16 protein-coding genes and 1 riboswitch are annotated in these 15,585 nt (G+C 43.9%); of the genes, 12 read left to right on the forward strand and 4 right to left on the reverse strand.

The annotated features are described in order from the left end of the window. Positions 1 to 66: 66 nt before the first annotated feature. The 4 genes from DYI25_RS16910 (at position 67) to DYI25_RS16925 (ending at position 5,936) form a co-directional block, all read left to right on the forward strand. The gene (locus DYI25_RS16910) at positions 67 to 462 is read left to right on the forward strand and encodes an HIT family protein (RefSeq protein ID WP_213370995.1); all 396 of its coding nucleotides are present in this window, start codon (positions 67 to 69) and stop codon (positions 460 to 462) included. 230 nt (positions 463 to 692) lie between these two features. Further along, complete coding sequence (locus tag DYI25_RS16915; RefSeq protein ID WP_213370997.1) at positions 693 to 2,390, forward strand: serine hydrolase domain-containing protein; 1,698 nt, start codon at positions 693 to 695, stop codon at positions 2,388 to 2,390. A 52-nt stretch (positions 2,391 to 2,442) separates the two neighbouring features. Further along, positions 2,443 to 4,563: a glycoside hydrolase family 3 protein gene (locus tag DYI25_RS16920; protein ID WP_213370999.1), complete on the forward strand. Its 2,121-nt coding sequence runs from the start codon at positions 2,443 to 2,445 to the stop codon at positions 4,561 to 4,563. A gap of 110 nt (positions 4,564 to 4,673) precedes the next feature. After that, positions 4,674 to 5,936: an exo-beta-N-acetylmuramidase NamZ family protein gene (locus tag DYI25_RS16925; protein WP_213371001.1), complete on the forward strand. Its 1,263-nt coding sequence runs from the start codon at positions 4,674 to 4,676 to the stop codon at positions 5,934 to 5,936. Between the two features lie 45 nt (positions 5,937 to 5,981). On the opposite strand, the gene DYI25_RS16930 is transcribed toward DYI25_RS16925, so the two are convergent. After that, a complete protein-coding gene (locus DYI25_RS16930) occupies positions 5,982 to 6,194 on the reverse strand; it encodes a methionine aminopeptidase (RefSeq protein WP_213371003.1) in 213 nt (70 codons plus the stop codon). Positions 6,195 to 6,397: 203 nt separating this feature from the next. On the opposite strand from DYI25_RS16930, the gene DYI25_RS16935 reads away from it, so the two are divergent. Continuing rightward, positions 6,398 to 6,838 (forward strand): Dps family protein, encoded by a 441-nt coding sequence (locus DYI25_RS16935; RefSeq protein ID WP_213371005.1) that lies wholly within the window; start codon positions 6,398 to 6,400, stop codon positions 6,836 to 6,838. An 88-nt stretch (positions 6,839 to 6,926) separates the two neighbouring features. Here the strand turns inward: DYI25_RS16935 and DYI25_RS16940 are convergent, their stop codons facing one another. Beyond that, on the reverse strand, positions 6,927 to 7,235 hold the full coding sequence (locus tag DYI25_RS16940) for a winged helix-turn-helix transcriptional regulator (protein WP_213371007.1): 309 nt from the start codon (positions 7,233 to 7,235) through the stop codon (positions 6,927 to 6,929). A 167-nt stretch (positions 7,236 to 7,402) separates the two neighbouring features. Here DYI25_RS16940 and DYI25_RS16945 point away from each other — a divergent pair, with 167 nt between their 5' ends. The 4 genes from DYI25_RS16945 to DYI25_RS16960 all read left to right on the forward strand — a co-directional run bounded on the left by DYI25_RS16945 (position 7,403) and on the right by DYI25_RS16960 (position 10,073). Next, the gene (locus tag DYI25_RS16945; RefSeq protein ID WP_213371009.1) at positions 7,403 to 7,810 is read left to right on the forward strand and encodes a DoxX family protein; all 408 of its coding nucleotides are present in this window, start codon (positions 7,403 to 7,405) and stop codon (positions 7,808 to 7,810) included. Between the two features lie 14 nt (positions 7,811 to 7,824). Further along, positions 7,825 to 8,682 (forward strand): VOC family protein, encoded by an 858-nt coding sequence (locus tag DYI25_RS16950; protein WP_213371011.1) that lies wholly within the window; start codon positions 7,825 to 7,827, stop codon positions 8,680 to 8,682. A 26-nt stretch (positions 8,683 to 8,708) separates the two neighbouring features. Continuing rightward, entirely contained in the window at positions 8,709 to 9,308 is a 600-nt protein-coding gene (locus DYI25_RS16955) for an NADPH-dependent FMN reductase (protein ID WP_213371013.1), read from the forward strand. Positions 9,309 to 9,437: 129 nt separating this feature from the next. Continuing rightward, a complete protein-coding gene (locus DYI25_RS16960) occupies positions 9,438 to 10,073 on the forward strand; it encodes an FMN-dependent NADH-azoreductase (RefSeq protein WP_213371015.1) in 636 nt (211 codons plus the stop codon). 175 nt (positions 10,074 to 10,248) lie between these two features. Here the strand turns inward: DYI25_RS16960 and katA are convergent, their stop codons facing one another. Then, positions 10,249 to 11,709, reverse strand: coding sequence for a catalase KatA (gene katA / locus DYI25_RS16965; RefSeq protein WP_213371018.1), 1,461 nt, complete (start codon positions 11,707 to 11,709; stop codon positions 10,249 to 10,251). A 643-nt stretch (positions 11,710 to 12,352) separates the two neighbouring features. On the opposite strand from katA, the gene DYI25_RS16970 reads away from it, so the two are divergent. After that, positions 12,353 to 12,949, forward strand: a complete 597-nt coding sequence (locus DYI25_RS16970; RefSeq protein WP_213371019.1) for a cell wall hydrolase — start codon at positions 12,353 to 12,355, stop codon at positions 12,947 to 12,949. 48 nt (positions 12,950 to 12,997) lie between these two features. Here DYI25_RS16970 and dacB read toward each other — a convergent pair whose 3' ends face one another. Continuing rightward, a complete protein-coding gene (dacB, locus tag DYI25_RS16975) occupies positions 12,998 to 14,482 on the reverse strand; it encodes a D-alanyl-D-alanine carboxypeptidase/D-alanyl-D-alanine endopeptidase (RefSeq protein ID WP_213371021.1) in 1,485 nt (494 codons plus the stop codon). A 115-nt stretch (positions 14,483 to 14,597) separates the two neighbouring features. On the opposite strand from dacB, the gene DYI25_RS16980 reads away from it, so the two are divergent. Together DYI25_RS16980 and DYI25_RS16985 are read left to right on the forward strand one after the other, a co-directional pair. Beyond that, positions 14,598 to 14,798 (forward strand): hypothetical protein, encoded by a 201-nt coding sequence (locus DYI25_RS16980; protein ID WP_213371023.1) that lies wholly within the window; start codon positions 14,598 to 14,600, stop codon positions 14,796 to 14,798. A 126-nt stretch (positions 14,799 to 14,924) separates the two neighbouring features. After that, entirely contained in the window at positions 14,925 to 15,266 is a 342-nt protein-coding gene (locus DYI25_RS16985) for a metal-sensitive transcriptional regulator (protein ID WP_213371025.1), read from the forward strand. Positions 15,267 to 15,322: 56 nt separating this feature from the next. After that, a riboswitch (FMN riboswitch) is annotated at positions 15,323 to 15,467 on the forward strand. Positions 15,468 to 15,585: the final 118 nt, after the last annotated feature.

Raw genomic sequence — 15,585 nt, forward strand, 5'->3', positions numbered from 1 at the left:
TCCGCGAACTGAATATATACATGGTTTTTTCCAATTAAAATGTAGCGAGAATGGAGGCACTAGAATATGTACCAGGATAATTGTCCATATTGCAATCTGGATGCAGATAAAGAGCAGGAAATCGTACTGGAGAATGAAACATGTTATTTTATCCAGAAGGAATCTGAGCAGCAGATCCTTCAGGGAAGCGGTCTGATTATTCCGAAGCATCATAAGCAGGATGTCTTTGAGTTATCAGAACAGGAGTGGAAGGATTCCAGGGATTTGCTGCTTGGTGCAAAGAAGATCCTTAATCAAAAGTATGCTCCCGATGGTTACAGTGTAGGCTGGAATACGGGAAGGGCCGGTGGGCAATCGATTTTTCATGCGCATTTGCATGTCATACCGCGATTCAAGGATGAACCTCATGCAGGCAAGGGGATCAGGTATTGGATTAAACAAAAGGAGAATATGCGGAAATAATCCACGAATTCATATTGGGAAAATTCCTGCGAAATTATTTGAATATTTTTACAAAAATGATTCTAAAATCCCGGGCGAGCAGTCACGGGATTTTTCTATTTTACAGGAGGGTTGGGCCTATAGTGGTATAGACATCTATACTGTTATTTAGATAGTCTAAGGGTACAGCATGAAAGCCTTTTCAAAGTTTACTAGATTAAATGGAGCGATAGCTCAGAAAAGGAGGAAACATGAAGAAAAAACGACTATCAATTGCCTTAGCGACAGCAGTTCTCGGAACAGGGGTGATGATCCCAGTGTCATTTGCGCAAGGCAATCAAGTACCAGGGGCATCGATTGAACAGCGGGAGAGCAAAGCGGGCTTCCAGGAAGTCCATCCTGTATTTTCATGGGATAAGCCAGGTCCTTTATCGCCTGTCCTTCATAAAGGATCGGTTCGGGGAGCGGGCATGGTACAGCAGCCGCTGGACGAGATTGACGGGCATATGGAAAGAATGATTGAAGACAGAGTGATGCCAGGTGCTGTCGCGTTCGTCGCCCGCCGCGGCCATATCGTGAAGCAAGAGGCCTATGGATTTGCCTACAGATATGAAGATGACCAATTCACTGAATCTAGTGAACCGGTCATGATGGAGGAAGACACCATCTTTGACCTTGCCTCTATCAGTAAAATATTTACGACAACTGCAGCAATGATTTTGTACGACCAGGGAAGATTCGGCCTCGATGATAAAGTGTCTAAGCACATTCCTGAATTTGCTGTTAACGGAAAGGAAGACGTCACGATCAGGCAGCTCCTTACGCACACATCTGGTTTCACTGCATGGGTTCCCCTTTATACAAAAGGAAGCAGCCGCGAAGACAGAATGAATTTCATATTAGAGCATCCCTTATACAATGAGCCGGGCAGTACTTATACATACAGCGATCTCAACATGATCACGCTCGGTTTATTGATCGAAAGGCTTTCAGGCCAGCGCCAGGATGAGTTTGTCAAAGAAAATATAACAGAGCCTCTGGGAATGGCGGATACAATGTACAACCCTCCTGCATCACTAAAAAAGCGGATCGCCGCTACTGAATACCAGCCATGGACGAATCGCGGTGTTGTCTGGGGAGATGTACATGACGAAAACGCCTGGTCACTGGATGGTGTGGCAGGGCATGCTGGAGTGTTCTCCACTGCTGAGGACCTGGCAAAGCTCGCCCATATGTATTTGAATAACGGCCGTTATGGCAGTGTGCAAATTCTGAAGCCAGAAACAGTGGAGATGATCATTGAAAACCAAATCCCAGAATTCCCTGGTGATGACCATGGTTTAGGCTGGGAGCTTGCCCAGGGATGGTTCATGGATGCATTATCGGAGGGGACATCGCTTGGTCATACTGGTTATACAGGTACCTCGATTGTCGTAAACAGAAATAACGGCACGATCGCAATCCTGCTCACCAACAGGGTCCATCCTAGCCGGAGCACTGTTTCTACGAACGTCGCGCGGAGACAGCTGGCAAGGCAGGTTGCCGATTCAATCCCAGTAAAAATACCAGATGGGTCTGCCTGGTTTTCAGGATATGGAGACAAACTCCAACGGACGATGATAGCTGAAGTGGAGCTTTCAAAGCCTGCTAAACTATCATTCGACACCTGGCACCGGATTGAAGCGGATGCCGATTATGGCTATCTGGAAATCTCTGCAGACGGTGAAAACTGGGAACAAGCAGCTATTTTCACAGGAAGCAGCGTGGAATGGGATAAAGCCGAAGTTGAAATACCTGCAGCGACAAAGCAAGTCCGTTTCCGATATCAAACGGACAGTTATACAAATGGACGCGGCTGGTATGTCGACAATATTAGACTAGTAACTTCTGATGGTAAACAGGTTGAGCCTGATTTTTCAGGAGAAGGCTGGCAGCAAAGAAATTACTAACTTTAGTAATTCTCAATAAATTGGATAAAATATGCAAAATGGAGGAGATTTCATGAGGAAAATCAGCAAGCTTATGCTTTATTCACTAGTGCTCGTGCTGGCTTTTTCACAGATGCTGCCCGGGATTTCGAAGAAGGCTAGTGCTGAGGAAAAGAACACAGTGGAGGATCTCGTGATTTACGAAAACGTTCCTGAAGCGGAAGCAGCAGTTAAAGGTGGAAAGATACAATTGAAAGCACTCCATGTGTATTCAGAAGGACACCTCATGCTGGCATCTGAAAACCTTGCCTGGGAGTCAGCAAATAAGAATATCGCAACAGTGGACCAGGATGGAAATGTGGAGTTCACAGGACAGAATGGACGGACGTTCATTACAGTGACAGACGGTACTTTCAAGGATCGTATTGCATTCGATTATAAAGTGAAACCATCCTCTAAAGAAGAAGGGAAAAAAGGAAAGCCTGAATCCGAAACGGTGGTCATTAAGCAGGAAGGTCAGCGATATGACTTGATTGGCAATGCGATCAGCAAAATGACCCTGGAGGAAAAAACAGGGCAAATGCTGATGCCTGATTTCAGGACTTGGAAAGGTGAAAATGTAACCGAAATGCTGCCGGAAATTGAGCAGCTCGTGAAAAAATACCATTTGGGAGGGGTCATCCTTTTCCGTGAGAATGTAGTGACAACAGAACAGACAGCACGCCTGGTTTCCGATTACCAGCAAGCGGCCGAAAAATTCGGCCTGCTGCTGACGATTGACCAGGAAGGCGGAATTGTCACAAGGCTTCAATCTGGTACAGATATGCCAGGAAATATGGCATTAGGCGCAACACGTTCACCAGAAATTGCTTATAACGTGGGCAACTCAATCGGTGAGGAACTGGCGTCTTTGGGAATTAACATGAACTTCGCACCAGTTATGGACGTTAATAACAATCCGGACAATCCAGTAATCGGCGTTCGCTCATTTGGCGAAGACCCACAGCTTGTTGCCGACATGGGGGTAGCTTATACAAAAGGACTCCAGGCCGCTGGTGTTGCGGCGACAGCGAAACACTTCCCGGGACATGGGGACACGGCCGTTGATTCCCACCTTGGACTGCCTGAAGTTCCACACGATAAAGAACGCTTGAAGGAAGTCGAGCTGTATCCATTCCAAAAGGGAATGGAAGCCGGTATTGACGCGATCATGACAGCACATGTGACTTTCCCTAAAATTGACGGGACAAAAGCCGTTTCTCAGAAAACCGGAGAAGAAATCGCGATTCCGGCAACCCTTTCATACAAGGTCCTGACAGAGCTGATGCGTGAAGAAATGAACTATGAAGGTGTCATCACAACAGATGCGATGAACATGAAAGCGATCGCTGACCATTTCGGTCCTGTCGATGCAGCCATCCGCGCGGTAAAAGCAGGTACCGATATCGTTTTGATGCCAGTCGGTCTTGAAGATGTAGCAGCAGGACTGCTGGAAGCAGTGAAAGCTGGTGATATTTCCGAAGAACGAGTCGAAGCATCCGTTAGACGTATTCTAACCTTGAAGGTAAAAAGAGGTGTGATCAAGGAAGAAACGCCTGTTTCAGTCGAAGACAAGATTGCGAATGCAGTGAAGGTGGTTGGCTCTGCTGAGCATAAGCAAATTGAAAAGGAAGCGGCTGAGAAATCAATCACTTTGGTTAAAAATGACGCAGGACTGCCTCTGAAGCTGGCTAGTAGTGAGAAGATCGTAGTTGTTGGCAATACTTTTATCAGTAGTGTGGGTGAAGCGGTTAAAAAGCGTCATGATAATACAACCATCATTTCATCTTCAACTTATAAACTGACAGAGGTTCAGCTGGAACTAATTAAAAACGCCAGCGCGGTAGTAGTCGGCACCTATACTTACAATGTGTCAGGCCGGACACCCTCCAGCACCCAAATGGCTATGGTCAACCAGATCATTGAGCTGGTCGATGCTCCTGTTATCGGTGTCGGCATCCGCAATCCATACGACGTTATGGCTTACCCCGAAATTGACGCATATTTAACCCAATATGGTTTCCGTCCAGCAAGCTTTGAAGCAGTGGCCGGGGCGATGTTTGGAGAATTCGCGCCAACAGGAAAGCTGCCTATCACGATTCCTGATTATAATGGCGGAGTTCTCTACGAATTTGGCCATGGTTTAACCTACTAAAAAATGAATAGGCGGGCTTCACGAATGGGGCCTGCCTTTGGCTTTTAGTGGCAGAAAGGTTCATCGCAAAATTATAGTCTAAAAATCTATTAAAAACAGGAGTGATTACATTGAAAAAATGGCTGGCAGCATTATTGACGACCGTCCTTATTCTCTCTTCATTGACCATTGCATTGGCAAACCATGATAGTGGACAGGGCAAGAGCCAGGAGATGAAGAAATTCAAGGTTGGAGCTGAAGCACTGCTACAGGACCACAAGGATTTAATCAAAGGCAAGCGAGTCGGACTGATCACGAATCCTACTGGAGTAGACCAAGATCTGACCAGTGTTGTCGACCTGCTTTTCAATGATCCTGATGTCGAGTTGACCGCACTTTACGGTCCTGAGCATGGCGTGCGTGGAAGCGCACAGGCTGGAGCTTATGTAGAGTACTATATCGATGAAAAAACACAGCTTCCTGTATACAGCCTTTACGGGAAAACGAAGAAACCAACACCGGATATGCTCGAAAATGTGGATGTCCTGTTGTTTGATATCCAGGATGTAGGGACAAGATTCTATACGTATATTTACACAATGGCTTATGCGATGGAAGCGGCAAAGGAAAACGATATCCCATTCATCGTGCTTGACCGTCCGAATCCGCTTGGCGGACATAAAGTGGAGGGACCTGTCCTTGAAACAGATTATAAATCCTTTGTAGGAAACTATGAGATCCCTCTGCGTCACGGCATGACGGTAGGTGAGCTGGCGAAGCTCTTTAATGAAGAATTCAACATCGGCGCAGACTTGACTGTAGTTGAGATGGATCGCTGGAAGCGCACAATGCATTATGGTGAAACGCCTCTGGAGTTTATCATGCCATCACCAAACATGCCTACCTTGGATACTGCATTCGTCTATCCCGGAGCGGCACTGATTGAAGGAACGAATGTATCAGAAGGAAGAGGCACAACAAAGCCGTTTGAGCTGATCGGGGCACCGTTCATCAATTCTGATGACTTGTCCGCAAAATTGAACTCTTTGAATCTTCCAGGAGTAAAGTTCCGGGCAGCGTCGTTCACTCCGACATTCTCAAAGCATGCTGGCAAACTGTCCCATGGAATCCAGATCCATATTACGGACGGTGATTCATTCAAACCAGTAGAAACAGGGCTTCATATTGTAAAAACAATTCATGACATGTATCCTGAAGACTTCCAATTCCGCGCTGAAGACAGCAGGGGGATTTCCTTCTTCGATCTATTGACAGGAAACGGCTGGATCCGGGAAGAAATTGAAGCCGGAACATCCGTGGAAGACATTCAGGCCATGTGGGAAGATGAATTGAATGAGTTCAAGCTGGTGAGGGAAAAGTACCTTCTCTATTAAGTGATTGACGAAGAAAAATGGCCTCTGCGCATGCAGCGGCCATTTTTATATTGTACTGTTGCTCCAATCTGTATATAATCCACTGCCGCTGCAGCCAGGACATTCGTATGGTGCGGCGTAATAGACAAACTCATTCGCGGAAAATGCATAGTATCCTCTGCCGTGGCAGTCAGGGCATTTATTCTGGTCCTTCATATTTGAAAGGTGGTTTTCATATCTAGCATTTCTCCATTGGTTGAGCGCATTAAATAAACCCATTTTTTAACACCTCCATCTATTCATAGTTTGGAGAAATAATTACTTTATTATGTATAGTTTATGGAGAATTTTAGTTTTTGACCCGGTACTAGCACATAACTTGTCTGAAAAGTTGACAGTCCTGTGAATATTTCTGCGATCTAGCCGCTATTGGATAATCTTGGACTATAATGAATCCGTACATATAAATTGGAGGGATAAAGATGAAAAATGAATTGACGCAGGCAGTCAACAAGCAGATCGCAAACTGGACTGTACTCTACATCAAGCTCCATAACTACCACTGGTATGTGACAGGGCCGGAATTTTTCACCCTGCACGCAAAATTCGAAGAGCTGTACAACGAAGCGGCCTTACATATCGATGAACTCGCAGAAAGATTGCTGGCAATGGGTGACAAACCTGTCGCAACTATGTCCGGTGCACTTGAACTCGCCTCTATAAAAGAAGCATCAGGAAATGAAAGCGCGACTGATATGGTCGCAAGCATAGTCGATGACTATTCAACAATGATTCAAGAACTAAAGAAGGGAATGGAGCTGGCAGAGGAAGTCAATGATGACACAACAAGCGACCTGCTGCTATCCATTCATTCAGGTTTAGAGAAGCATGTGTGGATGCTGAATTCTTTCCTGGGGAGATAAAAAAAACAATAAAATATTCCAAGAGACGCCAAAAGCACCCATTCAATGGGTGCTTTTATGATGAAAATTCCTTCTTGGAATCTATTATCTAGTTTTCCAGCCAGCTCTGTGACCATTTTTCTATTTCTTTCATAAGAGGTTCCAGTGCCTTGCCTTTTTCGGTCAAAGAATATTCGATCCGGACTGGAGTTTCTGGATGAACTTCACGTCTCACAATACCTTCACTTTCCAAGTCCTTCAATCGCTCAGAGAGCACTCTTCCACTAACTCCTACAGAGGATTCAATCGTACAAAAACGCTGTGGTCCAGTAAGCAGCTGATATATGATCATTCCAGTCCAACGCTGGCTTAGGATTGTCATGGCTTTTTCAAATCTGGGACAAATCGACTTATCCATATCAATCACTCCTTATTAATATTATAAACATATCAATTGAAAAATAAATTACTTTTTATAAAAAACATACTTGACGTAATTTAATTACAGTTATATAGTTACTTACATAAAGTAACTAACTTACTGCAGCTGAGTTGAAAATTATTTTAATAAGGAGAGTAATGGAAATGATAAAAAAGCATGAAGCAGCAGCAACTATTTTAAGATTAGTATTAGGAGCTACATTCTTGATCCATGGAGCTGCAAAGTTCCAGGGGGGCATTGAAAATACAGTCGGCTTTTTTGAAAGCATTGGTTTTCCTGGATTCTCGGCATACATTGTTGCCTTAGTAGAACTTATTGGCGGGTTAGCAATGCTCCTAGGTGTAGGAACGAGGGTGATTTCTATTTTATTTGCGATCGTTTTAGCAGTAGCTGTTGTAAAGGTGAAACTTGCAGGAGGATTTCTGGGAAATGGTCAAATGGCGGGCTTTGAGCTTGATCTGGCCTTGCTGGCAATCTCCATCTTTCTTGCCATTACAAACAAATCGCTATTTGCCCTGGATAATGTGATTTTTCAATCAAAGAATGCATAAAGGAGGAAGTAAATATGAGTTTTCATCAACCGCCGGTTACTTTTGTAAGTCAGGTAAATATAAAAGTACAAAGTTTTGAACGTTCCCTTGCCTTTTATGAAGATGTAATTGGTTTTAAGGTATATGAAAAAACGGATAAATCCGCCAAGTTAACTGCCGATGGAAAAACGGTGCTGTTAAGCATTGAGCAGCCATCCGATGTGATCCCGAAGAGGGGAAGATCTACTGGATTGTATCATTTCGCACTGTTACTGCCTGACAGGATTGACCTGGCAAAAATACTGAAGCACTTCCTGCAGTCTGGATATCCATTGCAGGGGGCATCTGACCATCTAGTAAGTGAAGCACTGTATTTAGCAGATCCGGATGGAAATGGAATTGAGATCTATACAGATAGACCAGCTTCAAAATGGGAATGGAATGAGCAGCAAGTGGTGATGGCCACTCACGCCCTGGATGCAGAAAATCTTCTTGCAGAGGATATGGAGCAAGATTGGAATGGGCTTCCTGCAGGAACAGTGATGGGACATATCCATTTACATGTCGCAGAACTAGAAAAAACAGAAGAGTTTTACACAAAGGGACTTGGCTTTGAAGTGGTAAGCCGTTACGGACCACAGGCTCTCTTTATTTCTTCCGGAAAGTATCATCACCATATCGGGCTGAACACCTGGAATGGAGTAGGTGCACCTACACCGCCTGCTAATAGCGTAGGACTTGGATCTTTTTCTCTAGTTTTGCCGGATAAAGCGAGTTTGAAAGAAACAGTTCACCGCCTGAAAGAAATCGGGGCAGCTGTCGAAGAAGAAAAAGGCATGTTCATTACGGAAGATCCTTCAGGAAACCGCATCAATCTGGAAACAGCTAAGTAAAATTAAAAGATTTGAAGGTGAAAAATATGAGTTTATTAAACAAACTTTTTGGAAGAAAAAAGAAGGAGGGAACAAAGATGACAACAGAAAAAATGAATATGGGAATTATTTTAGGCAGTACAAGACAAGGGCGTGTTAGCCCTCAGGTTGGCGAATGGGTAAAGGGGATTGCTGACCGCCGCGGAAATGTAAATTACGAGATTGTGGACATTGCTGATTTTGAATTGCCTTTCCTTGGCACGACTGACGGTTCTGAGCCTGGGATTGCTGCCTGGAATGAAAAGCTTGCCAGTCTGGATGGTTTCGTATTTATTGTCCAGGAGTACAATCACAGTATTACAGGAGCCTTGAAAAACGCACTTGATTTTGCACGCGAAGCATGGAATAACAAAGCTGCTGGAATCGTAAGTTATGGTTCAACGGGTGGAGCAAGGGCAGCTGAGCATTTAAGAGGAATCTGCGGTGAATTGAAAATTGCCGACGTCCGTACACATCCAACATTATCCCTATTTACAGACTTTGAGAACGGTACAGAATTCAAACCACAAGCCCTGCATCTCGATAATGTCAATGCAATGCTGGATGAAGTCGAGGCATGGAGCCGTGCATTGAAAACATTGAGATAAGCAGACGAGCATTTCTTTTGACCTTTGATGAAAAACGGCTTAATATCTCGAAGTAAGCTATTTTAATTTCGAGATTTACTCTCTTCGAAATAGTTTAAAAAATTAAGACAGAATAGGTGGAATAACATCATGGCTAAAGTTTTATACATCACAGCACATCCGCTGACTGAAGAACAATCTTTCAGTCTGGCAGCAGGAAAAGCGTTCATTGACACGTACAAAGAGCAGAACCAGAATGATGAAATCATCCATCTGGATCTATATAAAGAAAACATTCCGCACATCGATGCCGACGTATTAGGAGGCTGGGGAAAGCTGCAAAAAGGAACTGAGTTCTCTGCGCTATCCGCAGACGAACAGGCAAAAGTAGGCCGTCTTGCTGAACTGGTTGACCAGTTCACAGCAGCAGATAAATTTGTTTTCGTGACACCGCTTTGGAACTTCTCATTCCCTCCAGTCATGAAGGCATATCTGGATGCAGTAGCAGTAGCAGGCAAAACATTCAGATATACACAGGAAGGACCTGTCGGCTTAATGACAGACAAAAAGGCCCTTCACATCCAGGCGCGCGGCGGTTATTACTCAGAAGGACCGGCAGCGAACATGGAAATGGGAAATCGCTACATCGAAACGATAATGAATTTCTTCGGTGTACCTTCAATGGAATGCCTATTCCTTGAAGGCCACAATGCGAACCCGGAAAAAGCACAGGAAATCAAAGAAAACGGAATTGCGCGTGCTAAGGATTTGGCACATACATTCTAATAGATAGTAGACGAAGCAGGCTGGATTACCGGTCTGCTTTCTTTTGTTAGAGCTCTTCTAACGGACACATTTCAGGAAATCGTCGTGAGTTTGTCCGATAGAACCCTTCTAACGCTCATCGGCTTATATATGAAAAAAACGGATGCCCCATATCGGGCATCCGTTTCTCGTAATATTAAACTTCCTGTGGTACCTGCAGGCCCAATCCTTGAGCAATACGTGTTCCGTATTCAGGATCGGCTTTGTAGAAGTGGCCGATCTGACGAAGTTTTATATCATCGCGCTCGACTGGCTTCATGGCAGCGACAATGTTAGCAACTAGGCGCTCGCGTTCTTCTTCGCTCATCAAGCGGTACAGGTCACCGGCTTGTGTGTAATGGTCGTGGTGATCGTAGCCCACATTTTCTGCTACGCCGCTGACAGGGAAGGCTGCCTGCTTGTGCTCATTTACCTCAGTTGGTCCTCCGAAACTATTAGGCTCATAGTTCACTGTTTTGCCGCCATTGCCGTCGAATCGCATCTGGCCGTCGCGCTGGTAGGAGTTCATTTCTGATTTCGGCCTGTTGATCGGCAGGTGATTATGGTTTGCCCCAACACGGTAGCGATGGGCGTCAGCATACGCGAACAAACGTCCCTGAAGCATTTTATCAGGAGATACATCGACACCCGGTACAAGCGTTCCAGGAGAGAATGTAGCCTGCTCTACTTCCGCAAAGTAGTTATCAGGGTTGCGGTCCAACACCATGCGGCCAACTTCGATTAATGGATAGTCTTTTTGTGACCATACCTTTGTGACATCGAATGGATCGAAACGATATGTGTTTGCATCCTCAAGAGGCATGATCTGGACATATAGCTTCCAAGCTGGGAAGTCTCCAGCTTCAATCGCATTAAACAAATCTTCTGTATGGTAGTCAGGATTTTCTCCGGCAATTTTAGCCGCTGCATCTGCTGAAAGGTTTTTCACTCCTTGTTCTGTCTTGAAGTGGTACTTGATCCAGACGCCGTCGCCTTCAGCATTGGTCCATTTGAATGTATGGCTGCCAAAGCCATGCATATGGCGGAGGGTAGCCGGGATGCCGCGATCGGACATCAAGATGGTTACCTGATGCAATGCTTCTGGTGATAGGGACCAGAAATCCCAAACTGCATTTGGATCCTTCAAGTGTGTCTGTGGGTTTCTCTTTTGTGTATGGATAAAATCAGGGAACTTGATCGCATCGCGGATAAAGAATACAGGAGTATTATTCCCGACGATGTCATAGTTTCCTTCCTCTGTATAAAACTTTACCGCGAAACCGCGTGGGTCACGGACAGTGTCTGCTGATCCTAGTTCTCCTGCAACAGTAGAAAAACGGATGAATAGAGGAGTCTTCTTGCCAACCTCTGAAAGGAAATCCGCCTTCGTATACTTTGTCACATCATTTGTCACTTCAAAATATCCATGTGCCCCGGCACCTTTTGCATGAACAACACGCTCCGGAACACGCTCACGGTTAAAGTGCGCCAATTTTTCCAAAAGGTGTACGTCTTGAATTAAAGTTGGACCTCTGTGGCCCGCAGTCATGGAGTTCTGGTTGTCACCAACCGGCGCTCCCCAGCTTGTAGTAAGATGCTTCTTTTGATTATTGCTCATCATTAACCCGCCTTTATAATGAATTTGGTTTATAGCTAAATGATAACACTTTTCAATTTAAAATCAATACTTAATTATAATTAGTTTAATTAAGTAATCAATCTAAGTAGTGAAACTCTCTATAAACATTTGTTTTGTACCGTTCGAATTTTAGATGGTAGATTTTAATATCGTGCTTTACTATCAATCCGGATTCCGAGTAGCGGTAACAAGTTGGTCAGATTATTGGGAAAAGTGGTCGAATTATCTTTAAATGTGGTCGAATAAATTAAAAATCCGCCAAAATAATGCAAAATGTGGTCGAATAAATTTATTTTTCGCTAATAAAATTAAAATCGTCACTTAAATCCAGGAAATCTTCCGAGATGACTCTGTAAGGAGAATAATATCAACAAAAATATTAAAATTCTAAGTTACAAACATGTAACACTATGTAAAATTCGAACCGTAAACTTACAAGTCTGGTTATAGAAGGAAAGCGGCCGGGAGTGGAATAAACTTCTAGGTTTAAGAAGAATTAAGGAGTTTCAACGGATAGAAGAGGTTTCTCCTAAATGGCACTTATTGGACAATGAATAACTATGTTACAACTGCTAGCCTTATTAGTAGAGAAAGAGAGTAACTCTACTGGGAGGTATGGAAAATGAGAAAATTGAAAAAGACATTGGCAGCGCTAACAGCAGTAACATCCTTATCTTTGTTTTCAATGGGAGCAGCTGCAGAAGCGGCAACATACCAAGTGAAAAGCGGTGACACATTCTGGGGAATTGCCAGCAAATATGGTGTGCCACTATCAGAATTGAAAACAGTGAATAATAGAACTAGTAATCTACTATATCCAGGACAAAAGTTGACAATCCCGGCTGTATCAGTGTCTGCAGCGGATCAGGATCTTCTTGCACGTTTGGTCCACGCTGAAGCAAAAGGTGAGCCATATGCAGGGAAAGTAGCAGTAGCAACTGTTGTCTTGAATAGAGTAGCAAGCCCTGATTTCCCAAACACAGTAAAGGGAGTTGTCTATGAGAAGTCAAACGGTTACTATGCTTTCACTCCTGTAAAAAATGGTGCAATCAATAAGGCGGCAGATGCAGAGTCCAAGAAAGCCGTAAAAGAGGCACTCGCTTACAGAGGCCAGGGAAAAGGTTCATTGTTCTTCTTTAACCCGAAGACTGCAGTGAGCAAGTGGGTGTTCTCAAGAGAAGTAACCGTGACAATAGGAAACCACCGATTTGCAAAATAGCATTGAAAAAAGCTGTGCAGGTTTCTCAACTGCACAGCTTTTTCTCATTTATGGCTGCCTTGCGAGGATTTTGACGAGCTGGTCTTCGATTTTCCTGCCATCTCTGTCATCCAGGAGGTTATTCAGTAAAACGGTAAAGATAAGAGTCTTGCCACTCCTTGTTTTTACATATCCAGCAAGTGTGCTCACACCTGTGAGCGAGCCTGTTTTGGCCTGGATCCTATTCATCAGTGCTTCATCTTTCAACCTATTTCTCATTGTCCCGCCTATCATCCTGTCTTTGGCACCTGCAACGGGAAGTGAACGCTGGAAAGCAGGGAACCACTTCTCGCTCTGCACAAGATATAGCAGTTTTGTCATTTCATTTGCTGGAATGAGATTTGCGTGAGAGATTCCAGATCCGTCACGCAATACAAGCCGGCTGGTATCAACCCCGATTCCGGAAAGCTCTGCATCCATAACCTCAAGACCACTATCCCAGCTTCCTTTCCCATGGACGACCTTTCCCATTTCCTTTACCAGCACTTCCGCATGCCCGTTATTGCTTAATTTCATGAACGGTATCACCAGTTCAGAAAGCGGCATCGATTTATGAGAAATTAGTCTGGTCATTGTGTCGGTGGCATGTCCTATTTTAATTTTCCCAACTACTTTTATCCCATGTACTTCTAGTGATTTTTTTAAAAGGCTTCCTGCATACAGGGTAGGCTCCCAAACGGCAACCCATTCCCTTGTTTTATTAGCATTCGCCGGGATTGTTCCACTCACCAATATGTTGTTCGTCCCATGCACACGTTCAATTGTTATGTCATGTTGTCCCTTGGAATCTACTGTTCTTGTTTCATTTATGACATTTACATAATTGGTATCAGGCTCGATTGAAATGTTTGCTGCTCTTCCTTTCTTGCCTGGTAAAATATTGATAATGACAGTACCAGCATCAAAATCCTGGTTCGGCGAAGCGGTAAGGGCGGAAACCTGGGAACCGTAATATTGATGCTCATCATTCCAGGTTAAATCTTCTGAATAACGGACATCATCGTACCAACTGTCATCAGCCACTAAATCTCCGGCAACCTTTTTGATTCCCATACTCTTTAATTTTTTTGCCATTTCATCAAAGTTTGTGGGGAGCAGGGTCGGATCTCCCATTCCTTTTAGATAAATGTCACCGGCTAGCGTTCCGCCGTCAATTTTTCCATCTGCCAACACTTCAGTTGTAAAGCGATATTCATCCCCTAATACGGACAGCGCCGTCGCGGCGGTGAACAATTTCAGCACAGAGGCTGGCTGCAAGCGAGTGTCCCCGATATGCTCGTATAACAGTTTTCCATCTTCCGCAGATCTGATGCTGATCCCAGCCAAAGCACCATCAAGGACTGGCTCAATTTCTAACAGTTTACTGATTTCTGCTGACAGGTCACCACTAGGCTCAACTGCCTTGGCTGGTGGTTCCTCTGTATGAAAAAACGGAATGATGGCTAAGATGATAACAAATAAGAATACGGTGATTATTGTAGTTTTTTGTTTCAATTTTTTTGTTCATTCCTTTCATTTCTCAACTGTATTCGACAGGGATTTTCCCAATAACCAACTAGTAGAGTCTATGATAATGTTTAAATAAATATAAGGTTCAGGAGGGAAAAAAATGTACCGATACTTTTGGAATACTTTACTCATTCTAGCCATCGGAGCAGGATTTTACTTCTATGCACAACTGATTTTTTCGAAGGTGACTGACCCTCTGTACGGAACATTGGCGGTGCTCGCTGGCAGCATGTTTGCGGCAGGGATTTCAAGAGAGCTTCTGTTGATCGGGCAAACTAGGAGTGAGAATAGTCAAATTTAGCATGTAATGTACTACACCCTGATTCGTAGGGTGTATTTTGTTTTTATTAAGAAAAAATAGGTTTTATGATAGGTACTATTAGGGGGTATGATAAAATAAGTATAAAAGCTAAAAGGGGGTTTTTAGATGGACATTTTAGAGCCCGAAGTGAACCCGTCTGATTGTGGTGACAACTGCTGCTCATCAGAACGAAAGAGCCATCATTCTGAAAAAACGAAAAAGAATCTCGTGACGAGATTGAATCGGATAGAAGGACAAATTCGCGGGATCAAAGGCCTGATTGAAAGAGATACGTATTGTGATGATGTCATCACACAAATTTCCGCAACACAGGCAGCTTTGAACAGCGTGGCAAAACTCCTCCTTGAAGGGCATATGAAATCATGCATCGTCGAACGAATTCATGATGGCGACAATGAAGTAATTGATGAGCTTTTGACAACGATTGAGAAGTTGATGAAAAAATAAAAGGTTGTTTTGTTTTTCATTTAACTTAATGTTCTGTATAATGACACTAACTTAATACATTCCTTCGGGGTCGGGTGAAATTCCCAACCGGCGGTGATGAAGCCATGCTTCTTAGTCCGTGACCCGGTTAACATTTGTTAAACGGTGGATCTGGTGAAACTCCAGGGCCGACAGTTAAAGTCTGGATGGGAGAAGGAAAAAAACGAGGATTAAAAGAATGGGATAAGTATGCCCTTTTTTAACCCTCTAATTAGCCATTGCCTTTTTTAGGACCCCGAAGCAATCTTGTTTCGGGGTCTTTTTATTTTTTCGTAAAAAC

The organism is Mesobacillus boroniphilus (assembly GCF_018424685.1).
GTDB lineage: Bacteria > Bacillota > Bacilli > Bacillales > Cytobacillaceae > Mesobacillus > Mesobacillus boroniphilus_A.